Raw genomic sequence first — 22,979 nt, 5'->3', positions numbered from 1 at the left:
GGACAAGCGGTTCGGTAGGGGAAGTAACCGTTCCCCCTCGGGGAGTTGATCGCCAGTGAGCGGAGCACGTCGGCTGCGATGAGTGACGTACGGGCCAACAGGAGTGACGTACGGACCGGCGCAAGCGAGGCAGGGACCGGTGCGGGTGACGTACGCCCAGTGCGCCCCGGACGTCTCAAGGTGTACTTGGGAGCCGCCCCGGGCGTGGGGAAGACCTACCGCATGCTCGACGAGGCGCGGCGCAGGGCGTCGCGCGGCGCCGATGTCGTGGTGGGGTTCGTCGAGTGCCACGGGCGGCCCGGCACGGAACGGATGCTCGACGGCCTGGAGGTCGTCGAGCGGGCCTCGTGCGCCTACCGGGGCGGGGAGTTCGAGGAGATGGACCTCGCAGCCGTTCTGGCCCGGCGCCCGGAGGTCGCGATCGTCGACGAGTTCGCCCACAGCAACGTCCCCGGAGGCGGCCGCAACCCCAAGCGCCGGCAGGACATCGAGGAACTGCTCGCGGCGGGGATCGATGTCATCACGGCCCTCAACATCCAGCATCTCGAGTCGCTCAACGACGTCGTCGAGAAGATCACGCGCGTACCGCAGCACGAGACGGTGCCCGACGAGGTCGTACGACGGGCCCATCAGATCGAGCTGGTGGACATCCCGCCCGAAGGACTGCGGCGGCGGATGGCGCACGGCAACATCTACGCGCCGGAGAAGGTCGACGCGGCTCTCGCCGACTACTTCCGGCCCGGCAATCTGACCGCGCTGCGTCAGCTCGCCCTGCTGTGGGTCGCCGACCGCGTCGACGAGGCGCTGCAGTCCTATCGCTCGGAGCACGACATCGGCGGGGTGTGGGAGACCCGGGAGCGGGTCGTCGTGGCGCTGACCGGCGGGCCGGAGGGGGACACACTGATCCGGCGGGCCGCCCGCGTCGCGGACCGGTCGGCGGGCGGTGACCTCCTCGCCGTACACGTGACCCGCAGCGACGGTCTCGCCGCGGGCGCCTCGCACGCCTCCCTGGCCCGGCAGCGGCGGCTGATCGAGGACCTCGGCGGCAGCTACCACTCCGTGATCGGCGACGACGTCGCCACCGCACTGGTGGAGTTCGCCCGCGCCGAGAACGCCACCCAGCTCGTCCTCGGCACCAGTCGCCGCGGCCGCCTCGAACGGTTCGCCACCGGACGCGGCACCGGCGAGACGGTCGTCGAGCTCTCCGCCGACATCGACATCCACATGGTCACGCACGAGCGCGCCGGGCGCGGCACACTGCTGCCCTCACGCAGGCGCACCCTCTCGACCGTACGCAGGATCGCGGGCCCGGTCGCCGGTCTGCTGCTGCCGGTGGCGCTCACCCTCCTGCTGAACCCGGACTTGGCCAGGGACAAGCTCAACCTCACCAGCGAGGCCCTCCTCTTCCTGCTCACCGTGGTGGGGGTGGCCTGCATAGGAGGGGTCGCGTCCGCGGTGATCGCGTCCGTCACGGCGTCGTTGCTGCTCAACTACTGGTTCATCCCGCCCATCGGGCAGTTCACGCTCGACGATCCCAACGCGCTGCTGGCCCTGGCGGTCTTCGCGGTGGTGGCCGCCACGGTGGCCGCGGTCGTGGACCGCTCGCTGCGGCTGTCGAGACGCTCGGCCCGCGCCACCGCCGAGGCGGAGACCATGTCCTCGCTCGCCGGCACCATCGTGCGGGGCGGCGCGACCATACCCGCCCTGGTGGAACGGACCCGCGAGACCTTCGGCATGGACTCCGCGGAGCTGGTGGACGAGCCGCCCGCGGAGGACGGCGTGACGGCGGTGCCGGCGGGCCCCGGCGCCTTCCTGGTCCTGCGCGGCCGCATCCTCCCGTCCTCCGAACGGCGCGTGCTGGCCGCCTTCGCCGCCCATGTCGGTTCGGCGGTCGAGCGGTCCCGGCTCGCCCAGGCCGCCGCCGAGGTCGAACCGGTCAAGGCGGCCGACCGTATGCGTACGGCGCTTCTGCGGGCGGTCGGCCATGATCTGCGCACCCCGCTCGCCGCGGGCTGGGCAGCCGTCTCCTCGCTCCGCAGCCGGGACGTGGAGTTCTCCGACGAGGACCGGGACGAACTCCTCGCCACCGCCGACGAGTCCATGGCCAGGCTGAACCGGCTGATCGAGAACCTCCTCGACCTCAGCCGCCTCCAGGCCGGCGCACTCACCCTCGACCTGCGCGCCACCGCCCTGGAGGAGGTCCTCCCCGCGGCGCTCGCCGACACCCCGGCGGTCGAGGTGGGGGACCTGGAGGAAGTGCCCGCAGTGCTGGCCGACCCGCCTCTGCTCGAACGGGTGATCGCCAACCTGGCAGGCAACGCCGCCCGGCACAGTCCGGCAGGGCGCAAGGTGCTGCTCAGCGCCAGCGCCCACGCGGGCCGCGTCGAGCTGCGCGTCGTCGACCGCGGCCCCGGGCTCCCGTCCACCGACCGGGACCGGCTCTTCGAACCCTTCCAGCGCCTCGGCGACACCGACAACACGACGGGCCTGGGCCTCGGCCTGGCGCTCTCGCGGGGCCTGACCGAGGCGATGAACGGCACCCTCACCCCGGAGGACACCCCGGGCGGGGGTCTGACCATGGTGCTGTCCCTGCCCTTCGCCGAGCAGGTGCGGCGCGCCAGTGATACGCAGAGGACAGGAGACGGCTCATGAGCTCCGAAAGCGGCGTACGAGTGCCCGGGTTCTCGGGCGCCGGTGTGAACGCAGGAGGTGACGGTGTGATGACCGGCTATCCGCTCCGGGACCGGCTCGCCCTGCTGGCAGGCCTCGCGGGACCGTTCCTGGTGGCACTCGTACTCGTGCCCTTCCGCACCGACCTGTCCCGTACGAACGCCGCGCTGATCCTCGTCGTGGCCGTTGTCGCGGTCGCCGCCCTCGGGAACCGCGTGGCGGGCGCGCTCGCGGCACTGTCGGCGGCGGCCTGGTTCGACTTCTTCCTCACCCGTCCCTACCAGACGTTCGACATCGACACCTCCGCCGATGTCGAGACCGCGGTACTTCTGCTGGTCGTCGGCCTGATCGTGTCCCAGCTCGCGGCCCGTGCCCGCCGCCTGGAAGTGATCACTGTGACCGACGCCGACCACCTCCGTCGCATCCACGAGACCGCCGAACTCGCCCAGTCCGCCAAGTCCTCGGACACCGTGGTCGACCACGTCCGGGGCCAGCTGACCGAAGTGCTCGCCCTGCGTGCCTGCCGCTTCGAGTACGGCACCCTCATGGGCCGGCCGCCCCGCCTGGAACAGGACGGGAGCATCGCGGTCGGCCGCCGGCACCGGGACGTCGACATCGACGGCTGGCCGGACGGCGAGATCGAACTCCGCACCTACGGCAACGGCCACTACCTCGGCCGCTTCATGCTCACCCCCGGCCCGGGTCCCGTGCCGCCGCTCCAGGCCCGCCTCGTCGCGGTCACCCTCGCCGACCAGACAGGCGCGGCACTCGACACGGCCGGGCCGTCGAAGGACGGCTGATCCAGGGGAGTTGATCCCCGGAAACGGCACGGGCGGATCACCGGGCCGTCAGGACCACGTCAAGATTGGAGGCTTTGGCGCGAAGAAGCCGCAAGGAACGGTCGGACGCGGCCGGGACCGGACAGAACCTGGGCGCACCCGCGCATCGCCTCCCCGCGTGCGCGGGCTTTCCATGCGTGAAGGAGTACGTGTCCCATGTCTGTCCTGACCACCGAGCCGGGCGAGGCCCCCGCCGTCGAGGAGCCGCCCGATACCGGCGAGCGGCACCGGCTCACCGCCGTCACCGGCCTGGCCGCCCTCTCGCTGGACGCGATGGCGTCGGTGGCGTACGGCCCCGAGGCGATCGTCCTCGTACTGGCCGCGGCGGGCGCGCACGGACTCGGCTTCACCCTGCCGGTCACGCTGGCGATCGCCGGACTGCTCGCGGTGCTGGTGGCCTCGTACCGGCAGGTGATCGCCGCGTTCCCGGACGGCGGCGGGTCGTACGCCGTCGCGAAGACCCATCTGGGCGCGCGGACGAGCCTGGTGGCGGCGGCCTCGCTGGTCCTGGACTACGTACTCAACGTCGCCGTCGCGGTCACCGCCGGTGTCGCCGCTCTGACCTCGGCCTTTCCTGAGCTGTACGGCGACCGGCTGTTGCTGTGCCTGGTCGTGCTGGTGCTGATCACGGCGGTGAACCTGCGAGGGATCGTCGAGTCGGCCCGTGTCTTCATCGTGCCGACCGCGGTCTTCGTCGTCTCGATCCTGGTCCTGATCGGCGTCGGGCTGTTCCGGTCCGCGCCGGTGAGTACCGAGGCCGCCGCGGGCCATGCCTCCGTGCTCTCCGAGAACGCCACCACGGTCGGTGCGCTGCTTCTGCTGAAAGCTTTCGCCTCGGGCTGTTCCGCACTCACCGGTGTGGAGGCGATCGCCAACGCCGTGCCGTCCTTCCGCGTCCCTCGCGTGAAGCGGGCCCAGCGCGCGGAGGTGGCGCTGGGCGCGGTGCTCGGCGTGATGCTGATCGGCCTGTCCGTGCTGATCTCCCGTTTCCACCTCCAGCCGGTCGAGGGCGTCACCGTCCTCGCCCAGCTGGCCGACGCCTCGCTCGGCCACAACTGGGCCTTCTACGTCATCCAGTTCGCGACCATGATCCTGCTGGCCCTCTCCGCGAACACGTCCTTCGGCGGGCTCCCGGTCCTGCTGAAGCTGCTGGCCCGTGACAACTACCTGCCGCACGTCTTCGCCCTCAAGGCCGACCGCCAGGTCCACCGGCACGGAGTGCTCGCGCTGTCCCTGGTCTCGGCCGCGCTGCTGGTGTTCTCCGGCGGTGACACCAACACCCTCGTGCCGCTCTTCGCCATCGGCGTGTTCGTCGGCTTCACGATCGCCCAGGTCGGCATGGTCCGGCACTGGCGGCAGGAGCGGGGGAGGGGCTGGCGCGGAAAGGCACTGCTGAACGGCTTCGGCGGCGTGCTGACCGGTGTGTCGGCCGTCGTCGTGACGGCGACCAAGTTCGAGGAGGGCGCCTGGCTGATCGTCATCGCCCTGCCGCTGCTGGTGGCGGCCTTCACGGCCGTGCACCGCGCGTACGCCCGGATCGGCGAGCGCCTGGGCCTGGGCCGCATCCCCGAGCAGCCGCACCGCGAGCGCTCCGTGGTGATCGTGCCCGTGTCGAACCTGTCCCGGCTGACCGTCGAGGCCCTGAACGCCGCCGCCTCGCTCGGCGACGAGGTGCGCGCGGTGACCGTCTGCCACCCCGACCCCGAGGACCGCGCCCAGCTGTACGCCCTGGAGCGCGACTGGGAGCGCTGGGACCCCGGGATGCCGCTGATCCGGCTCACCTCCGAGCGCCGTGCCCTGGGCCGTCCGATAGCCGCGTACGTGGGCGAGACCGCCGCCGCCGAGCCCGGCACCCGCGTCACCGTGCTGATCCCCGAGGTCGAGCCGGACCGGCTGTGGCAGCGGCTGCTGCAGAACCAGCGGGGTGCCGTGGTCGCCCATGCCGTCCGGAAGGAGACGGACGCGGTGATCTGCCGGCTGCGGTTCCGTATCTGATCCCGCCTCCCGCATGCCGGAGGCGGGGTCTTCAGGCGTCCGAGGGGTTTGGTTCACGCAGATGGATCAGCCCGCCGTATGGGTTCCGTCAAAGCCGTACGAACCTGCGTATGGGAGCCGTCAACGGCGCTCGAATCCGGCCAGGGAGGCGCTTTCCTCTAATCGTCCGTTCGATCCGAACCTCATCTAGGAGTTAGCGATGGCCGACGTGGCCTTCGTCGTCACCACGATCGCGGTGTTCGCGCTGGTGGCTCTCGTCGCCAAGGGGGTGACGAAGCTGTGACCGCCGAGAACATCGTCGGCCTGATCGTGGCCGTCGCCCTGCTGGGCTATCTCGTCCTCGCCCTGATCTTCCCGGAGAGGTTCTGAGAAGCAAATGAGTCCAGTGCTTGCCGGTGTGCTCCAGATGGTCGCCCTGATAGCGGCCCTGGCTCTCGCCTACCGTCCCCTCGGCGACTACATGGCCAAGGTCTACTCCTCGGACAAGCATCTTCGTGTCGAGAAGTGGATCTACAAGGGCATCGGCGCCAACCCCAACACGGAGATGCGCTGGCCCGCCTACCTGCGCGGTGTCCTCGCCTTCTCCGCGGTGAGTGTGCTGTTCCTGTACCTGCTGCAGCGCTTCCAGGGCAGCCTGCCCGGCTCGCTCGGCTTCTCCTCGATCGACCCGGACCAGGCGTTCAACACCGCCGCGTCGTTCGTCTCGAACACCAACTGGCAGTCGTACTACGGCGAGCAGGCCATGGGCCACGTCGTACAGACCGGCGGCCTGGCGGTGCAGAACTTCCTGTCCGCCTCGGTCGGTATCGCCGTGGCCGTCGCGCTCGTCCGCGGCTTCGCGCGCTCGCGCACCGGTGAGCTCGGCAACTTCTGGTCCGATCTGGTCCGCGGCACCATCCGCATCCTGCTGCCGATCTCGGTGATCGCCGCGATCGTGCTCGTCGCGTGCGGCGCTATCCAGAACTTCTCCGGCATCCACGAGGTAGGCCAGTTCACCGGCGGCACGCAGCAGTGGAACGGCGGCGCGGTCGCCTCCCAGGAAGCCATCAAGGAGCTGGGCACCAACGGCGGCGGTTACTTCAACGCCAACTCCGCCCACCCCTTCGAGAACCCCAACGCGTTCTCCAACCTCTTCGAGATCTTCCTGATCCTGCTGATCCCGTTCGCGCTTACCCGGACCTTCGGCCGGATGGTCGGCTCGCTCAGGCAGGGCTACGCGATCCTCGCCACGATGGTCACCATCTGGATCGGCTTCACGGCGCTGATGATGTGGACCGAGTTCGCGCACCACGGCCCTGCGTTCGATGTCGCGGGCGGCGCTCTGGAGGGCAAGGAGACCCGCTTCGGAGTCGGCGCCTCGTCGATCTTCGCGGTGGCCACGACACTCACCTCGACCGGTGCGGTGGACTCGTTCCACTCCTCGTTCACCGGACTCGGCGGCGGCATCACCATGCTCGGCATGCAGCTCGGCGAGATCGCGCCCGGTGGTACCGGATCCGGCCTCTACGGCATGCTGATCATGGCGATCATCGCGGTGTTCATCGCGGGCCTCATGGTCGGCCGTACGCCCGAGTACCTGGGCAAGAAGATCGGCACCCGCGAGATCAAGTTCGCCGCCTGCTACATCCTCATCACCCCGGCGCTGGTGCTCGTCTTCACCGCCGCGGCGATGGCCCTGCCGACCCCGGGCAACTCGATGACGAACAGCGGGGCGCACGGCTTCTCCGAGATCCTGTACGCCTACACCTCGGCCTCGAACAACAACGGTTCGGCCTTCGCGGGTCTGAACGCGGACACGCAGTGGTTCAACAGCACGCTGGGTCTGGCGATGCTGCTCGGCCGCTTCCTGCCGATGGTGTTCGTGCTCGCCCTGGCCGGCTCGCTCGCCGAGCAGAAGCCGGTGCCCGCGACCGCGGGCACGCTGCGCACCGAGAAGCCGCTGTTCACCGGGCTGTTGGTGGGCGCGATTCTCATCATCACCGGTCTGACCTACTTCCCGGCGCTCGCGCTGGGGCCGCTGGCCGAGGGGCTGGCGTCATGACCACCCGCATAGAGAAGCAAGAGGACACCGTGTCCACGACTACTCCCACTCGGGCGCCGCACAGCGATGTGCCGACCGGTCACAAGGACGAAGGACGCGTCGGCGCGGGTCTGTTCGACCCGAAGCAGCTGCTGAAGTCGCTGCCGGACGCCTGCCGCAAGCTCGACCCGCGGGTGATGATCAAGTCCCCCGTGATGTTCGTGGTGCTGGTGGGCTCGGTCCTGACGACCGTGTTCTCCTTCAAGGACCCCGGCGACTGGTTCGGCTGGGCGATCAGTGCCTGGCTCTGGCTCACCGTCATCTTCGCCAACCTGGCGGAGGCGGTGGCCGAGGGCCGCGGCAAGGCGCAGGCCGACACCCTGCGCAAGGCCAAGACCGACACCGTCGCGCGCCGCCTTTCCAAGGACGGCGGCTCCGAGGAGCAGGTGCCCGGCACCGAACTGCGCATCGGCGACCTGGTTGTCTGCGAGGCGGGCGACATCATCCCCGGCGACGGTGACGTCGTCGAGGGCGTCGCGTCCGTGGACGAGTCGGCCATCACCGGTGAGTCGGCCCCGGTCATCCGCGAGTCCGGCGGTGACCGGTCCGCGGTCACCGGCGGTACGAAGGTGTTGTCCGACCGCATCGTCATCAAGATCACGACGAAGCCGGGCGAGACCTTCATCGACCGCATGATTGCCCTGGTCGAGGGCGCCGCGCGGCAGAAGACGCCCAACGAGATCGCGCTGAACATCCTGCTCGCCTCGCTGACGATCGTCTTCCTGCTGGCCGTCGCCACGCTGCCGCCGTTCGCGGACTACGCGGGCACGCACCTCACGATGGTCGTCCTGGTGGCCCTGCTGGTTTGTCTGATCCCGACCACGATCGGCGCGCTGCTCTCCGCGATCGGCATCGCGGGCATGGACCGGCTGGTGCAGCGGAACGTCCTGGCCATGTCCGGCCGGGCGGTCGAGGCCGCCGGTGACGTGTCGACCCTGCTGCTCGACAAGACCGGCACCATCACGCTCGGCAACCGGCAGGCCGCCGAGTTCGTACCGGTGACCGGCACCACCGACGCCGTCCTGGCCGACGCCGCCCAGCTCTCCTCGCTGGCCGACGAGACGCCCGAGGGCCGCTCCATCGTCGTCCTGGCGAAGGAGAAGTACGGGCTGCGCGAGCGGAGCCAGGGCGAGCTGACCGGCGCCGAGTGGATCGCCTTCACCGCCCAGACCCGCATGTCGGGCGTGGACGTCGACGGACGCAAGATCCGCAAGGGCGCGGCCGGTTCGGTCATGGCCTGGGTCCGGGAGCAGGGCGGCGAGGTGTCCGAGGACGCCGACACCCTGGCCAACCGGATCTCCGAGGCGGGCGGCACTCCGCTGCTCGTCGCGATCGAGGACACCGAGGGCGCCCGGGTGCTGGGCGTCATCCACCTCAAGGACGTCGTCAAGGACGGCATGCGCGAACGGTTCGACGAACTGCGGCGCATGGGCATCAAGACGGTCATGATCACCGGCGACAACCCGCTGACCGCCAAGGCGATCGCGGACGAGGCCGGCGTGGACGACTTCCTCGCGGAGGCCACTCCCGAGGACAAGATGGCCCTCATCAAGCGGGAGCAGGCGGGCGGCAAGCTCGTCGCGATGACCGGCGACGGCACGAACGACGCTCCCGCGCTGGCCCAGGCGGACGTCGGCGTGGCGATGAACACGGGTACGTCGGCCGCGAAGGAGGCCGGCAACATGGTCGACCTCGACTCGAACCCGACCAAGCTCATCGAGATCGTCGAGATCGGCAAGCAACTCCTCATCACCCGGGGCGCGTTGACGACGTTCTCGATCGCCAACGACGTCGCGAAGTACTTCGCGATCATCCCGGCGCTCTTCGCGGCGGTCTACCCGGGCCTGGACAAGCTCAACATCATGGCCCTGTCCTCGCCGGACTCCGCGATCCTGTCCGCGGTCATCTTCAACGCGCTGATCATCATCGCGCTGGTGCCGCTCGCCCTGCGCGGTGTGCAGTACCGGCCGGTGAGCGCGGACAGGCTGCTGCGGCGCAATCTCGGCATCTACGGTCTGGGTGGGCTGATCGCGCCCTTCATCGGCATCAAGATCATCGACCTGATCATCTCCCTCATCCCCGGAATCGGCTGATCGGCTATGAACAACTCGGTATCGAACACTGCTCGGTTGCTCTGGGCCGGCCTGCGCGCGCTTCTGGTGCTCACCGTGGTGACGGGCATTCTGTATCCGCTGGCCATCACGGGTGTGGCACAGGGCCTCTTCAACGACAAGGCGAACGGCTCGGAGATCACGTCGAACGGCAAGGTCGTCGGCTCCTCGCTCATCGGTCAGGCGTACAACCTGCCGCTGAAGAAGGGCCAGGAGACCCCGGACGCGGACCTGAAGTGGTTCCAGGGGCGTCCGCAGAACGGCCTGGGCACCAACAGCGTCAACACCCAGTACAAGCTGATCCTGTCCGGCGCCACCAACCGCTCCGGAGACAACGGCGCGGTCAACGGTGTCTGCCCGACGGACCCGGCGAAGGCCGAGGAAGCCACCCTCTGCCAATGGGTCGTCGCCGCCAAGGACGCCGTCATCAAGGACAACTCCGTGAACGGCTACACGGTCAAGAGCGTGCCGCCGGACGCGGTCACCTCCTCCGGCTCCGGCCTGGACCCGGACATCTCCCCGGCGTACGCCGACATCCAGGTCCACCGGGTCGCGGAGAAGAACGGGCTGCCCGTCGCCGAGGTCCAGAAACTGGTTGACGAACACACCGACGGCCGTACGCTCGGCTTCATCGGAGAGCCCACGGTCAACGTCCTCGAACTCAACATCGCGCTCAAGGAACTCGTGGCGAAGAGCTGATGGCCTTACGCGCACCACGCGGGAGTCGGCGGACGGGGCGGCACCTCGTCTCGTCGACTCCCGCGGCCATGAAGCTCGTTCCGCACGGCCTCGGCCCTCCGCGAGACAGGAAAGGCTTACACCGATGACCCGGGTACTGGTGGTGGAGGACGACCCTCAGCTCGTCCGGGCCCTCGTGATCAACCTGCAGGCCCGCCAGTACGGAGTGGACCCGGCACCCGACGGCGCCACCGCACTCCGTCTCGCCGCCACGCGCCAGCCCGACGTGGTCGTCCTCGACCTGGGCCTGCCGGACATGGACGGTGTGGACGTCATCAGGGCCTTGCGCGGCTGGACCCGCGTACCGATCCTGGTGCTGTCCGCCCGCCGGGCCTCCGACGAGAAGGTGGCCGCGCTCGACGCGGGCGCCGACGACTACGTCACCAAGCCGTTCAGCATGGACGAACTGCTCGCCCGTCTGCGGGCCGCCGTCCGCCGTACCGAGACCGCCCCGCTCGCCCAGGAAACCGCCATGGTCACGACGGACGACTTCACCATCGACCTGCTGGCCAAGAAGGCCACCCGGGCCGGCCAAGACATACGCCTCACGCCGACCGAATGGCATCTGCTGGAGATCCTGGTCACCAGCCCCGGGCGTCTCATCACACAGAAGCACCTGCTCCAGGAGGTGTGGGGCGTCTCCCAGAGCAACAAGACCAACTATCTCCGGGTCTACATGGCGCAACTGCGCCGCAAACTGGAGACGGACCCCTCCCACCCCCGCTACCTCATCACCGAACCCGGCATGGGATATCGCTTCGAAGGCTGAAGCGCCGCTTCGGACACCCGCCTCCTGCACCCCGACGCACCTGCCCCGGCACTCCAACACCCCCGCCCGTAGAGACGAAGAGACGAGAAGATGGCACGCGGCAAGCTTCGGATCTACCTCGGTGCGGCGCCGGGCGTCGGCAAGACCTACGCGATGCTCTCCGAGGCACACCGCCGTGTCGAGCGGGGCACCGACTGCGTGGTCGCGTTCGTGGAGCACCACAACCGGCCGCGCACGGAAGTGATGCTGCACGGCCTGGAGCAGATACCCCGCAGGGAACTGGAGTACCGGGGCACGGTCTTCACCGAGATGGACGTGGACGCGGTGCTCACCCGGCACCCCCAGGTGGCCCTCGTCGACGAGCTGCCCCACACCAACATCCCCGGCTCGCGCAACACCAAGCGCTGGCAGGACGTCGAGGAACTCCTCGCCGCCGGCATCGACGTGATCACGACCGTCAACATCCAGCACCTGGAGTCGCTGGGCGACGTCGTCGAGTCCATCACCGGCGTACGGCAGCAGGAGACCGTCCCGGACGAGGTCGTACGGCGGGCCGACCAGATCGAGCTCGTCGACATGTCCCCGCAGGCGCTGCGCCGCCGGATGGCACACGGCAACATCTACAAGCCGGACAAGGTCGACGCGGCACTGTCCAACTACTTCCGCCCCGGCAACCTCACCGCCCTGCGCGAGCTGGCGCTGCTGTGGGTGGCGGACCGGGTGGACGAGTACCTGACCGAGTACCGCAACGAGCACCGGGTCTCGAAGATCTGGGGCTCCCGCGAGCGGATCGTCGTCGGCCTCACCGGCGGACCCGAGGGCCGTACGCTCATCCGCCGTGCCTCCCGGCTGGCGGAGAAGGGCGCCGGCGGCGAGGTGCTGGCCGTCTACATCGCCCGCAGCGACGGCCTGACCTCTGCCTCCCCGAAGGAACTCGCCGTCCAGCGCACCCTCGTGGAGGACCTGGGCGGCACCTTCCACCACGTCATAGGGGAGGACGTACCGACGGCGCTCCTGGACTTCGCTCGCGGGGTGAACGCCACACAGATCGTCCTCGGGGTGTCGCGTCGCAAGGGATGGCAGTACGTCTTCGGACCGGGCGTCGGAGCCACGGTCGCCCGGGAATCGGGGCCCGACCTCGACGTCCACCTGATCACCCACGACGAGGCGGGCAAGGGGCGCGGTCTGCCCGTCGCCCGGAGCGCGCGGCTCGGCCGGTCCCGGGTCATCTGGGGCTGGCTGGTGGGTGTGGTCGGACCGGCCCTCCTGACGCTGCTGCTCACCAGCGTCACGCCCTCGGTCGGCCTGGCCAACGACATGCTGCTGTTCCTGACCATGACGGTGGCCGCGGCCCTGCTCGGCGGCCTCTACCCGGCGCTGGCCTCGGCCGTGGTGGGCTCCCTGCTGCTGAACTGGTACTTCACCCCGCCCGTGCACACCCTGACGATCGCCGACCCCAAAAACATCGTCGCCATCGCCATCTTCGTGGGTGTCGCCGTGTCGGTCGCCTCCGTGGTGGACCTCGCGGCCCGGCGTACGCATCAGGCGGCCCGGCTGCGGGCCGAGTCGGAGATCCTCTCGGTCCTGGCGGGCAGTGTGCTGCGCGGGGAGACCAGCCTGGAGGCGCTGCTGGAGCGGGTCCGGGAGACCTTCGGCATGGAGTCGGTCGCCCTGCTGGAACGGGCCAGTGACGTCGAGCCGTGGACGTGCGCGGGCAGTGTGGGACCGCAGCCCTGTCAGAGCCCCGAGAACGCGGACGTCGACATGCCGGTCAGTGACCACATGGCTCTCGCGCTGTCGGGGCGGGTGCTGCCGGCGGAGGACCGGCGGGTGCTCGCCGCGTTCGCCGCGCAGGCCGCGGTGGTCCTGGACCGCCAGCGGCTGCAGTCCCAGGCCGACCAGTCACGCACGCTGGCCGAGGGCAACCGCATCCGCACCGCCCTCCTCGCCGCCGTCAGCCATGATCTGCGCACGCCGCTCGCGGGCATCAAGGCCGCGGTCTCCTCGCTCCGTTCGGAGGACGTGGCCTGGTCCGAGGAGGACCAGGCGGAGCTGCTCGAAGGCATAGAGGAGGGCGCGGACCGCCTGGACAACCTCGTGGGCAATCTGCTGGACATGTCCCGGCTCCAGACCGGCACGGTCACCCCGCTGATCCGCGAGATCGACCTCGACGAGGTGGTCCCGATGGCGCTCGGCGGAGTCCCCGAGGACAGCGTGGAACTGGACATCCCCGAGACGCTGCCGATGGTCGCCGTCGACCCCGGCCTGCTGGAGCGGTCGGTCGCCAATCTCGTCGAGAACGCGGTGAAGTACAGCCCCGCCGAGGAGCGGGTCCTGGTGTCGGCGAGTGCCATGGCCGACCGCGTGGAGGTCCGGGTGGTGGACCGCGGCCCGGGCGTCCCTGACCCGGCCAAGGACCGCATATTCGAACCCTTCCAGCGCTACGGCGACGCCCCGCGCGGCGCCGGAGTGGGCCTCGGCCTCGCGGTCGCCCGGGGCTTCGCCGAGGCGATGCGCGGCACCCTCACCGCCGAGGACACCCCCGGCGGCGGCCTCACCATGGTCCTCACCCTCCCGGCCGCATCAGGCGCCCACCCGATCCGCCCCGACCTCCCGGCGACCGCCACGACCTAGGGCACCAGCCGGGGGGGCGCCCGTCCCTTTCACAGCGCATCCCAGAACGAGTGTGATGACTGCCACACGCCGAAGTTCGAACTTCGGCGTTCGCCGTGCGTCTAGTCGGCGTCCGGCCACCGAGTGGCTGCGGAACACCACTCCTCCGCAGTCATCCACTTCATTCACCAAGGAACGTTCAATGGGCTATTTGCGCGGATTCATCCCTTGGATCGTCTCCGGCGTCGTGTCGTCCTTCGACTGGCGCTGGGGTGCGGTCGGAGGACTCGTCACGGGGCTGCTGCTCCTGCTGCAGGACCGCCGCCGCGGTGTCGAACCCGATGCCCTGGTCCTGGAGATCAGCGCCATCGTGTACTTCGTGGTGGTCGGCGCCGTCGCCGTCACCGACCCGGACTCGGTCCTGGCGGACCACACCGACGTCCTCTCCTTCGGCTGGCTGGCCGCCACCGCCTGGGGCGGCCTGGCGATCCGCCGCCCCTTCACGCTGGGCATCGCCCGGCGTCAGACACCCCGCGAGTACTGGGACATGCCGGAGTTCGTCCGGGTCAACAACCACATCACCACGGCCTGGGGCGCCGGCTTCACCTTCATCGGCGTCGGCCTGGCCGTCTGCGGCGCGGTCGACGCCCCGGCCTGGGCCGGTATCGCCGCCCACGTCGCCGGCCTCGCCGGCCCCGCCGTCTTCACGAAGGTCCATCCCGCCCGGGCCCAGGCGCGACTGCAGGCCCAGGCGCAGGTCACGGCAGTTCCCTGACAGGTCCGTCCCCACGCAGGGCGATGACCAGCCACCCGGGCATCGTCACGGACATGACCGAGACCGCGGCCCGCATCACCCCCAAGGAGAGCGGAATGACCGACCAGACAGCTCTTCCCCTGTATCTCCAGGGCCGCTTCGCCCCGGTCCCGGAGGAGCACAGCGCGGCCGATCTCACCGTACGGGGCTCCCTGCCGCCCGACCTGGACGGCCGCTACCTGCGCAACGGCCCCAACCCGCTGCCCGGCCAGGACAACGGGCACTGGTTCACCGGTCACGGCATGCTCCACGGCATCCGGCTGAGGGGCGGACGCGCCGAGTGGTACCGCAACCGGTGGATCCGTACACGGAAGCTGGAGGGACATCCGTTCATCCGCGGGAACGCCACCGTCGACCTCACCGTGACGCCCGCCAACACCCATGTGATCCGGCACGCCGACACCGTGCTGGCGCTGTGCGAGGTGGGCCTTCCCTACTGGGTCTCTCCCGCACTGGAGACCGTCGGGCCGTACGACTTCGGCGGGCGGCTGACCACCTCGATGACCGCCCACCCCAAGGAGGACCCGGTCACCGGCGAACTGCACCTGTTCGGGACCGGGTGCGCCCCGCCCTGTCTCACCTACCACCGGGTCACCGCGGAGGGGCAGTTGCTCGACAGCCGGCGGATCGACGTGCCGGGCCCGACGATGATGCACGACTTCGCCATCACCGAGCACCACATCCTGTGGATGGACCTGCCCGTCGTCTTCGACCCCGCCTTCGCCGGGCGCGGCGGCATGCCCTACCAGTGGGACGAGGGGTACGGCGCGCGCCTCGGGGTCATGTCCCGCACGCCCGGCAGCACCGACGTGAGGTGGTACGACGTCGACCCCTGCTACGTCTTCCACGTCGGCAACGCCTACGAGGACCCGCGGGGGCGCATCGTGCTGGACGCGGTGCGCTACGGCCACGCCGCTTTCCAGAGTGCCTGGACGGACATCGGCGGACCCGCGGGCCCCAGTGGCGTGGCCGGTGCGATGGAGCCGGGCCGTTCGCAGTCCCTCGCCGTCCTGCACCGCTGGACACTGGACCCGGCCACCGGCCGCGTCACCGAGTCCCAACTGGACGACCGCGCGGCCGAGTTCCCCACCCACAACGAGACCCTCACCGGGCGCCCGAACCGCTACCTGTACACCGTCTCCGGTGACGGCATCGCCAAGCACGACCTGACACGCCAGACCAGTCACGCCCACGAAACACCCGGCAGCCGCCATGCCGGCGAGGCGGTCTTCGTACCGGCGGCGGACGGTGAGGGCGAGGACGAGGGCTGGCTCCTCTCGCTCGTCTCGAACGACGACGGCCGGGCGGGGGAACTGGTCGTCCTCGACGCCACGGACCTCTCCGTCCAGGCCGTGGTGGAACTGCCGTACCCCGTCCCGGCCGGCTTCCACGGAAGCTGGCTGCCGGATCTCGAGATTTTGCCCAAGTCCCACCCCACGCACAGTGTCGAGTGGAAAAAATGGGACCCCATCTCCCGAGCACCACACGGATCGTGATTCGTCCGCACGGAGGCGTTCAGCTCATGTTGCCCCTCGACCCGCCCACGGATGAGGAACTCACCCGCAGGGCCCAGGCCGGCGAGACCGGAGCCCTGGGACTCCTGCTGGCCCGCCACCAGGCGCCGATGCGCGCGGTGGCGCTGAGCCTGCTCGGCTACGGCCCCGACGCGGAGGACGCGGTACAGGACGCCGCGCTGACCGCGCTGCGGCGCATCGGCGACGTACGGGATCCGGCGGCCGTGGGAGCGTGGCTGCGCGCGATCGTGCGCAACGCCTCCCGCACGCGCCTGCGTGACACCCGGGAGACGCCCGGCCTGGACGGGCTCGACCACCTGCGGCTTCGCGACGACGAGACCTCGCATCCGGAGCAGCTCATCGAGCAGCACGCGATGCGGGACTGGATCTGGGACGCGGTGGACGAACTGCCGCCGAAGCTCCGGCTGGTGCTGATGCTGCGGCACTTCAGCGGCGTCACCTCCTACCAGGAGATCGCCGATGTCTGCGAGGTACCGGTCGGCACGGTGCGCAGCCGGCTCAACCAGGCCAGGGGGAAAATGGCCCAGGTGCTGCTGTCGACCGCCACGCAGACGCACGACGACTCCGCCGCGCTCACCGAGGACAGCCGGCACGAGGCCGTGGAGACCCTGCAGGCATCCGAGCGCGGCCAACTGCCCCAGGAGATCTCCGAGTTGTGGCCGGTGGAGAGCGAACTGGTCGGCCCGCTCAGCAGGCCGGGAGAACACACCCATCCCGTCCCCGTCATGCGGCAGACCCTGGAATTCGGGGTGCGCCAGAGCCTGCGCCATGTGGTGGCCAGCCGTGACATCACCATCTGGGAAATGGATGTCACACACGATGTCACCGACCACGCCGCCGACCACATCTGCCCGCCGACCCTCGCCTGGCTCATGTTCCGCCGGAACAGAAGGGTGCAGAAACTGCGGCTGATCTTTCCCGTGCCGGTTTCGACGGGCCCGGCCGGGTTTCCGGAACCTGCATGAGGCGTCGGTTGTGAGGCGGCGCTTATGACGTGGCGGTTATGAGGTGGCGGCGCCCGGGCCGGGACGGGAGCCCGCCGCTGCCGTGGCCGGAAGGCTGAGAGGGCTGACGCCGGACAGGTCGTGGGCGGTCATGCTGTTGCGGTCGCCGACCGCGCGGCCCAGGGCGTGGTGCGGCCACAGCCCCCCGGCCACCCGGCGGCTGCGCTCGCCCCATTCACGGGCCTGGGCGCCGCTGGTCTTGTAGTGGTTGAGGGCGAAGCCGCCGGAGTGGATCCGGAGCAGACAGAAGCCGCCGGGATAGTCCTTGGCCGCGCTGACCTCCTGCAGCGTGACGTGCGGCGCCTGCGGCAGGACGGTTCGCTTGTTGCGGTGGGTGTGGCCCGCGTGATGGAGGAAGACACCGGGCGCGGAGGCGTAGGCGTCGAGGATGGAGCGGGCCTGTCGGCGGCCGAGACGCTGCCCGCCGCCCACGGGGAAGAGGGAGTCCCGCACGGTCAGCGGATGGTGGCCGAACACGACGGTGGGCTGGTCGCCGCGCTCCTTCAACCGGGAGCGGAACCAGGACAGTTGCTCGTCACCCAGCCCGCCGGCGTCGGCGCCGTTGCCGTCCTTCTCGTAGGTGTCGAGCCCGATGATCCGCAACCCGCCGAGGTCGCGGGCGAAGTACGCGGGCCCCGCGCCGCCGAGGAACCCCTCGCGGAAGGCGTCTCCGGCGTCGCGGTGCCGGGGCCGGTCGTGGTTTCCGCGTACGACGAAGTAGTCCTGTCCGTGGCTGCCGAAGCCGTCCAGGATCCGCTTGGCCTCCGCCAGGTCCCGCGGCGCGCCCCCGGCCGAGATGTCCCCCGCGGCCAGCAGCAGATCCGCCCCGCGCCGCCGGGCCTCCTCGACCAGGGCCCGGCTCATGATCTCCGGATACGGCGCCAGCCCCGGCTCCTGCGCCACACCACGCAGCAGGGGCAGGCCGGCCATCAGACCGGCGGTGGTCTCCCCGATGTGGAAGTCGTTGCAGAGCGCTATCGACAGCAGATGCCGCCCCGGCGGGGGCTGCGGCGTGGTGAAGGAGTACGGACCCCTGCTCGAACCGAGCCCGTAACGGTTGGTGCCGACGGCGTTGCCGCGGATGAGGTGCAGCGGCGTGGGCGTGGCCGCCGTGCCCCGCGAGCGGGCCTGGTAGTAGTACGTCTGCCCAGGCTCCAGGTCCGTCAGCTCGACATGGTGGTGTGCCGTGGGCCGGTCCTCCGCCGCGGTGCGGTCCAGCCGGGAGGGATGGGTGCCGTACACGACCTCACCCTCCGTGACGGCGGGGAGCATGTGGCCCAGCCCGTCGTTGGTGCCGGGCACTCCGGTGTACCAGGTGATGATCGCGCGGTCCTCGGTCAGGGTGACCAGTTCCAGGTGGACGGCGGCCAGGCTGTCGGGGTGGTGGGTGTGGCTCCTGCGTCCGGACCCGTGGAGGGCCCCGGCGGCGGCCCGCAGCAGCGTGGGGGCGAGGAGGGCGCCGGATCGTAGGACTTCACAGGGAGAGGGCAGGGCCGACATGGCCGCGAGGGGAGCGGAGAAGCAGCAGCGCATGACTGAGTATGTGCCCGCACGCGGTGAACGCCAGTGGCGATACCGAATGCGGCGCCCGGTATGGAATGCGACATCGTCACACGATCACGTACATACTTGATCTTTCTCCGAGGTTTCGCGCACTCGCCGACAGGCCCAACAGGGTTGTGCCGCAAGGGATTTGGCGGAAGTCTGATGGCGTGCCGGTCGCGCCGAGTCGAAGCGGTGTCCCGGCGGGCGGGGAGCGTATCCCGCCCGGACGTGTTCTTCGCCACCTCCGGCGCTGCGAGGCGTTTTCGTGACGGGATCTCCTGTGATGGTCACGCTCCGCTCTCTTCTCGTGCCTCAGGGTCAACCGGCCGCCAGGGGCTGTTGATCGTCCGTACCCCTGCACGGAGGGGTACATCAACCGCGTACCGTGGAGCCATCAAGACCGGAGGTCACGCACATGTCCGCGCTACCGCACGAGCCGAGCCCGCAGGCCGATTCGGATCTGTACCAGCTTGAGGATCCCTACCAGCTCGAATTCGCCGAGGGCCCCCAGACGCTCGCCGAGTTGCGTGCCGCGCTGGAGGTGATGAACCCCGATGTGCTGACCGCTTTCAACGCCCGGCTCGATTCCGCGAGGTTCGGTGCGGAGCAGGCCGAGGTCATCGCCAAGGCCCGCCGTGCCGTGGCCTTCTCGAAGCGTGCCGAGGAGGAGGCGGCCGCGGCGGCCGCCGCGGAGGAGACTGCCGGGGATCCGCCGGTCGAGGACCTGTGGGCCCACCTGGACGTGCGCGACAGCGCTTCCTGACGCACTGCCGGTGTGCTTCGTCGCCACCGGCTTAAACTGTGAGGGATACGCCGAGTCTTGAGGAGGAGCCGGGATGCCGCCGCACAGCCCTTCCGCGGCCGGTGTCCCGGACGAGGGCGACGAGCGGAGTGTGCCGCCCGTCCGGCAGGCGCTGTCGGACAGCGTCTACGAACGCATCAAGGCGATGGTCATGGACCACGAGATCGCCCCCGGCGCACGCGTGGGCATCGAGTCGCTGGCCCGAGCGCTCAAGGTCTCACCGACCCCCGTCCGGGAGGCGCTGGCCCGCCTGGAGTCCGACGGCCTCGTGGTGAAGCGCGCCCTCTCCGGATATCGGGCCACGGAGTTGCTGACCCGTCAGGGCCTTGAGGAACTCTTCGAGATGCGCCTGCTGCTGGAGCCCAGGGCGGCCGCTCTCGCTGCCGCGAACGCCACCGAGGCGCAACTCGACGGCCTGGAGCGGATCGTCGAGGAGATGCAGGTCCAACCGAGCCCGAACGGACGGTACGCGTCCTACCGCGACTTCGCCGCCCTCGACCAGCGCTTCCACGAAGCGATTGGACAGGCCGCGCACCGGCCGCTGCTGGCGGACGCGGTGGAGCGGCTCCACGCGCACCTGCACATCTTCCGGCTCAGCAAGGTCGTCGGCGCGGGCGGCCCGACCGTCGCGGAGCACGAACGGATCGTACGCGCGGTTCTGCGCCGCAATCCCGAGCGCGCGGCCGAGGCGATGACGGAGCACCTCACACGCAGCATGGAACGTCAGCGCGACGTGGGCGACGAGCCCGCTCCCGCGTCCTCGATCCGGTAGACGCGCGAAGACGGGCAGGACGAACGGCCGCCGCGGTGACTGGAGTTCGGGCCCCTAGTCGGTCACTCCCACCTTCGCGTCTGTGGTGGAGTCTTCCCGGTCGTGGATCAGGCGGATGACCCGGCCGCTCATGCGGTCGTAGTCGCGGTCGTTGGCGACCTCGCCGCGGACGCGGTGGTCCGTCATGACGACGATCCGGTCGGCGAGGGTGACCATTTCGGCGAGGTCGCTGCTGATCAGGAGGATGGGCAGGCCGTCGCGGGCCAGGTCCCAGATCAGTTCGTGGAAGGCGTGCTTGGTGCGGACGTCGACGCCCACCGTCGGTTCGTCGATGACGAGCAGCCGGGTGTCGGCGGCGAGCCACTTGGCGAGGCTGACCTTCTGCTGGTTTCCGCCTGACAGCTCACCGGCGTTCTGCCCGAGCCCCGCGATGCGGATGCCGAGCCGCTCGACGAGGTCCTGGGCCACGTCACGCTCCTCGCGTGCCGAGACGAACCCGAGGGCCCTGGCCAGCCGCCTCCACACCGTCACCGTGATGTTGCGGACGATGGGCTGTTCCAGGAAGACGCCCTCCTCCTTGCGGTTCTCGGTGACGTAGCCGATGCCGAACTCGTGCAGGGCCTGGCGGGGCGAGGTGATCCGGGCCGGCCTGCCGTGCACGCGGACCTCGCCGCCCGTGACGCGGTCCAGGCCGAGCACCGCCTTGACCAGTTCGCTCCGCCCCGCGCCGACCAGTCCGTACAGGCCCACGATCTCCCCGGGCCGCACCTCCAGACTGATGTCACGGTGCCCGCCGGCCGTGGAGACCGCGTCCAGCGCGAGCACCGGCGCGGCGGACCGGTCCACCGTGCGGGGGCGCATCTCGGTCGCCGCGTGGGCGCGGCCCACCATGAGGCCGACGATGTCGTCGTGGGTGTGGTCGGCCAGCGGCGCGGACTCCAGCACCGACTTTCCGTCGCGCAGCACGGTGACGGTGTCACAGACGGCGAAGACCTCCTCCAGCTTGTGGCTGACGAAGACGACACAGGCACCGCGGGCGGCCAGCCGCCGGATCACCTCGAACAGCCGCTCAGTCTCCTGCGGGGAGAGGGACGCAGTGGGTTCGTCGAGGAGCAGCACCCGGCTCTCGGTGTAGAGGGCCTTGGCCGTCTCCACCAACTGCTGCTGTGCGACGGACAGTTCACGCACCGGCTGATGCGGATCGAGGTCGACACCGAGTTCCGCGAGGCAGGCCAGGGCCGGTTCGGTCATCGCCTCGCGGTCGACGAGCCCCCGGTTCGAGGGAGGCTTCTGCAGGGTGATGTTCTCCGCCACCGAGAAGCCTGGGATCAGATTGCGCTCCTGGTGGACGACACCGATGCCGGTACGGGTTGCCTCCAACGGCGAGCGCAGGTGGACTGGTTCGCCGCACCAGGTGAGCCGGCCGCCGTCGGGGGAGTGCACTCCGGTGAGGACCTTGATCAGGGTGGACTTGCCCGCGCCGTTCTCACCGAGTAGCGCGTGCACGGTGCCCGCGGTCAGCCGCAGCCCGACACCGTCCAGCGCCCGCACACCGGGGAAGACCTTGACCAGGTCGTGGCATTCGAGAAGGACCGTACTCAACGGGCACCTCCCGGCTGCGGCAGGACGGCGGGCGGTCGTTTGCCGCCCTCCGCCGGTGGGGGTGCCGTGCCACCGGTCCTCCCCAGGCGACTCTGGTGCAGGCGGCCACCGGCGACCGTACCGAGCACGACCAGCCCGATCAGGAGGTTCACCCAGCTCGGGTCCAGCGAGAACTGTGCCCGTGCGGCATCGATCAGCCGCGTCACGAAGGCGGCGAGGACGGTCCCGAACACGGCGATGGAACCGCCGGTGAGTGCCACGCCCCCGATGATGGGCGCGGCGAAGCTCGGCAGCAGCCAGTCACCGCCGACGCTGCGGTTGACGCCGGGCAGCGAGGCGGTGGCCGTCACGGCGGCCACGCCGATCAGCAGCCCGGACAGCGTGTGCGCGGCCACGATCTGCCGGTCGGTGGAGATACCGGACAGCCGGGCTGCGAGAGGGTTGCCGCCCGCGGCGAGGAGCCGCCTGCCCGCGACCGTGCGGTACATGAAGGCGGCCAGCAGAGCCGCCGCGACGAGCGCGGTGACGAACACGAGGGGAATGTTCAGCGGCGCCGCCGTGCCGAGGTCGCGCAGCGCGGGGGAGTAGCCGTCGACGGTACGGGTGCCGGTGAGCCGGTACTGCGCGCCCAGGAGGATCGTCATCGTGGCGAGGGTGACGATGAACCCGTTGATCTGGGTGGCCACGATGACAACGCCGGTCACCAGGCCGACAGCCGTCGCCGTCAGCAGGCCCACGATCACGGCGACCGCGGCGGGCACCCCGTGGTCGGCCATGAGGACGCCCGTCAGACAGGCGGTGAAGCCACCCAGGGCGCCGACGGCGAGATTGAGCTGCCCCACGCACAGCGCCACCATCTGCGCCAGGCCGATGAGGATGGGGGTGGCCAGGTACTGGAGGAACACGCGCACCGAGGGGCCTTCGAAGAAGGCGCCCGACGAGGCCGCACCCAGCGCCACGTATCCCGCCACGACCACACACAGCAGCATCGCCGTCGTGGAACGGGAGAACCGCCGCAGTGCCGGTGTGGTCCGGCCCCACTGCTCGCGGATCGCCCCCGGGCGGCTCATGTCATTCATGCGACTCATGC

At 70.2% G+C, this 22,979-nt stretch carries 17 protein-coding genes; 14 read left to right on the top strand and 3 right to left on the bottom strand.

Annotated elements, in window-relative coordinates; translation table 11 throughout:
• Nucleotides 1–78: 78 nt before the first annotated feature.
• The 12 genes from ACFWXQ_RS12970 to ACFWXQ_RS12915 all read left to right on the top strand — a co-directional run bounded on the left by ACFWXQ_RS12970 (nucleotide 79) and on the right by ACFWXQ_RS12915 (nucleotide 17,129).
• On the top strand, nucleotides 79–2,652 hold the full coding sequence (locus ACFWXQ_RS12970; RefSeq protein WP_383938952.1) for an ATP-binding protein: 2,574 nt from the start codon (nucleotides 79–81) through the stop codon (nucleotides 2,650–2,652).
• Nucleotides 2,649–3,470, top strand: coding sequence for a DUF4118 domain-containing protein (locus ACFWXQ_RS12965; RefSeq protein ID WP_383938949.1), 822 nt, complete (start codon nucleotides 2,649–2,651; stop codon nucleotides 3,468–3,470). The genes ACFWXQ_RS12970 and ACFWXQ_RS12965 overlap by 4 nt, the downstream gene beginning before the upstream one ends.
• A 195-nt stretch (nucleotides 3,471–3,665) precedes the next feature.
• Complete coding sequence (locus tag ACFWXQ_RS12960) at nucleotides 3,666–5,504, top strand: APC family permease (RefSeq protein WP_383938946.1); 1,839 nt, start codon at nucleotides 3,666–3,668, stop codon at nucleotides 5,502–5,504.
• A gap of 279 nt (nucleotides 5,505–5,783) precedes the next feature.
• Complete coding sequence (gene kdpF, locus ACFWXQ_RS12955) at nucleotides 5,784–5,873, top strand: K(+)-transporting ATPase subunit F (protein ID WP_037659531.1); 90 nt, start codon at nucleotides 5,784–5,786, stop codon at nucleotides 5,871–5,873.
• A gap of 7 nt (nucleotides 5,874–5,880) precedes the next feature.
• Nucleotides 5,881–7,545 carry a potassium-transporting ATPase subunit KdpA gene (kdpA, locus tag ACFWXQ_RS12950; protein WP_383938943.1) on the top strand — a complete coding sequence of 555 codons (1,665 nt, stop codon included), beginning with the start codon at nucleotides 5,881–5,883 and terminating at the stop codon, nucleotides 7,543–7,545.
• Entirely contained in the window at nucleotides 7,542–9,677 is a 2,136-nt protein-coding gene (gene kdpB / locus ACFWXQ_RS12945; protein WP_383938940.1) for a potassium-transporting ATPase subunit KdpB, read from the top strand. The genes kdpA and kdpB overlap by 4 nt, the downstream gene beginning before the upstream one ends.
• 6 nt (nucleotides 9,678–9,683) lie before the next feature.
• Nucleotides 9,684–10,394, top strand: coding sequence for a potassium-transporting ATPase subunit C (locus ACFWXQ_RS12940; protein WP_383938937.1), 711 nt, complete (start codon nucleotides 9,684–9,686; stop codon nucleotides 10,392–10,394).
• 124 nt (nucleotides 10,395–10,518) lie between these two features.
• Entirely contained in the window at nucleotides 10,519–11,202 is a 684-nt protein-coding gene (locus ACFWXQ_RS12935) for a response regulator (protein WP_383938934.1), read from the top strand.
• Nucleotides 11,203–11,292: 90 nt separating this feature from the next.
• Nucleotides 11,293–13,836 carry a DUF4118 domain-containing protein gene (locus tag ACFWXQ_RS12930; RefSeq protein WP_383938931.1) on the top strand — a complete coding sequence of 848 codons (2,544 nt, stop codon included), beginning with the start codon at nucleotides 11,293–11,295 and terminating at the stop codon, nucleotides 13,834–13,836.
• 181 nt (nucleotides 13,837–14,017) lie between these two features.
• Entirely contained in the window at nucleotides 14,018–14,590 is a 573-nt protein-coding gene (locus ACFWXQ_RS12925; protein WP_383938929.1) for a hypothetical protein, read from the top strand.
• Between the two features lie 53 nt (nucleotides 14,591–14,643).
• A complete protein-coding gene (locus ACFWXQ_RS12920) occupies nucleotides 14,644–16,125 on the top strand; it encodes a carotenoid oxygenase family protein (protein WP_383938926.1) in 1,482 nt (493 codons plus the stop codon).
• A gap of 26 nt (nucleotides 16,126–16,151) precedes the next feature.
• On the top strand, nucleotides 16,152–17,129 hold the full coding sequence (locus ACFWXQ_RS12915; RefSeq protein WP_383938923.1) for an RNA polymerase sigma factor: 978 nt from the start codon (nucleotides 16,152–16,154) through the stop codon (nucleotides 17,127–17,129).
• A gap of 36 nt (nucleotides 17,130–17,165) precedes the next feature.
• On the opposite strand, the gene ACFWXQ_RS12910 is transcribed toward ACFWXQ_RS12915, so the two are convergent.
• Nucleotides 17,166–18,701, bottom strand: a complete 1,536-nt coding sequence (locus ACFWXQ_RS12910) for a metallophosphoesterase (protein ID WP_383938920.1) — start codon at nucleotides 18,699–18,701, stop codon at nucleotides 17,166–17,168.
• 427 nt (nucleotides 18,702–19,128) lie between these two features.
• Here ACFWXQ_RS12910 and ACFWXQ_RS12905 point away from each other — a divergent pair, with 427 nt between their 5' ends.
• Both ACFWXQ_RS12905 and ACFWXQ_RS12900 read left to right on the top strand, forming a co-directional pair.
• Nucleotides 19,129–19,476: a hypothetical protein gene (locus tag ACFWXQ_RS12905; RefSeq protein WP_383938918.1), complete on the top strand. Its 348-nt coding sequence runs from the start codon at nucleotides 19,129–19,131 to the stop codon at nucleotides 19,474–19,476.
• Between the two features lie 73 nt (nucleotides 19,477–19,549).
• A complete protein-coding gene (locus tag ACFWXQ_RS12900; RefSeq protein ID WP_383938915.1) occupies nucleotides 19,550–20,287 on the top strand; it encodes a GntR family transcriptional regulator in 738 nt (245 codons plus the stop codon).
• 54 nt (nucleotides 20,288–20,341) lie between these two features.
• Here ACFWXQ_RS12900 and ACFWXQ_RS12895 read toward each other — a convergent pair whose 3' ends face one another.
• Both ACFWXQ_RS12895 and ACFWXQ_RS12890 read right to left on the bottom strand, forming a co-directional pair.
• Nucleotides 20,342–21,889, bottom strand: a complete 1,548-nt coding sequence (locus ACFWXQ_RS12895; RefSeq protein WP_383938912.1) for a sugar ABC transporter ATP-binding protein — start codon at nucleotides 21,887–21,889, stop codon at nucleotides 20,342–20,344.
• Nucleotides 21,886–22,959, bottom strand: coding sequence for an ABC transporter permease (locus tag ACFWXQ_RS12890; RefSeq protein WP_383939003.1), 1,074 nt, complete (start codon nucleotides 22,957–22,959; stop codon nucleotides 21,886–21,888). The genes ACFWXQ_RS12895 and ACFWXQ_RS12890 overlap by 4 nt, the downstream gene beginning before the upstream one ends.
• Nucleotides 22,960–22,979: the final 20 nt, after the last annotated feature.

The organism is Streptomyces sp. NPDC058697, assembly GCF_042715345.1.
GTDB lineage: Bacteria > Actinomycetota > Actinomycetes > Streptomycetales > Streptomycetaceae > Streptomyces > Streptomyces liliifuscus.
This window is presented reverse-complemented; position numbering and strand designations above follow the sequence as displayed.

Excerpts from the sequence above, each read along its gene's own strand:
- ACFWXQ_RS12965 (WP_383938949.1), top strand. The coding sequence starts at position 2,649 with ATGAGCTCCGAAAGCGGCGTACGAGTGCCCGGGTTCTCGGGCGCCGGT.
- ACFWXQ_RS12905 (WP_383938918.1), top strand. The coding sequence starts at position 19,129 with ATGTCCGCGCTACCGCACGAGCCGAGCCCGCAGGCCGATTCGGATCTG.
- ACFWXQ_RS12920 (WP_383938926.1), top strand. The coding sequence starts at position 14,644 with ATGACCGAGACCGCGGCCCGCATCACCCCCAAGGAGAGCGGAATGACC.
- ACFWXQ_RS12960 (WP_383938946.1), top strand. The coding sequence starts at position 3,666 with ATGTCTGTCCTGACCACCGAGCCGGGCGAGGCCCCCGCCGTCGAGGAG.
- ACFWXQ_RS12915 (WP_383938923.1), top strand. The coding sequence starts at position 16,152 with ATGTTGCCCCTCGACCCGCCCACGGATGAGGAACTCACCCGCAGGGCC.
- ACFWXQ_RS12935 (WP_383938934.1), top strand. The coding sequence starts at position 10,519 with ATGACCCGGGTACTGGTGGTGGAGGACGACCCTCAGCTCGTCCGGGCC.
- kdpA (WP_383938943.1), top strand. The coding sequence starts at position 5,881 with ATGAGTCCAGTGCTTGCCGGTGTGCTCCAGATGGTCGCCCTGATAGCG.
- ACFWXQ_RS12930 (WP_383938931.1), top strand. The coding sequence starts at position 11,293 with ATGGCACGCGGCAAGCTTCGGATCTACCTCGGTGCGGCGCCGGGCGTC.
- ACFWXQ_RS12900 (WP_383938915.1), top strand. The coding sequence starts at position 19,550 with ATGCCGCCGCACAGCCCTTCCGCGGCCGGTGTCCCGGACGAGGGCGAC.
- ACFWXQ_RS12940 (WP_383938937.1), top strand. The coding sequence starts at position 9,684 with ATGAACAACTCGGTATCGAACACTGCTCGGTTGCTCTGGGCCGGCCTG.
- ACFWXQ_RS12925 (WP_383938929.1), top strand. The coding sequence starts at position 14,018 with ATGGGCTATTTGCGCGGATTCATCCCTTGGATCGTCTCCGGCGTCGTG.
- ACFWXQ_RS12910 (WP_383938920.1), bottom strand. The coding sequence starts at position 18,701 with ATGCGCTGCTGCTTCTCCGCTCCCCTCGCGGCCATGTCGGCCCTGCCC.
- ACFWXQ_RS12970 (WP_383938952.1), top strand. The coding sequence starts at position 79 with ATGAGTGACGTACGGGCCAACAGGAGTGACGTACGGACCGGCGCAAGC.
- ACFWXQ_RS12890 (WP_383939003.1), bottom strand. The coding sequence starts at position 22,959 with ATGAGCCGCCCGGGGGCGATCCGCGAGCAGTGGGGCCGGACCACACCG.
- kdpB (WP_383938940.1), top strand. The coding sequence starts at position 7,542 with ATGACCACCCGCATAGAGAAGCAAGAGGACACCGTGTCCACGACTACT.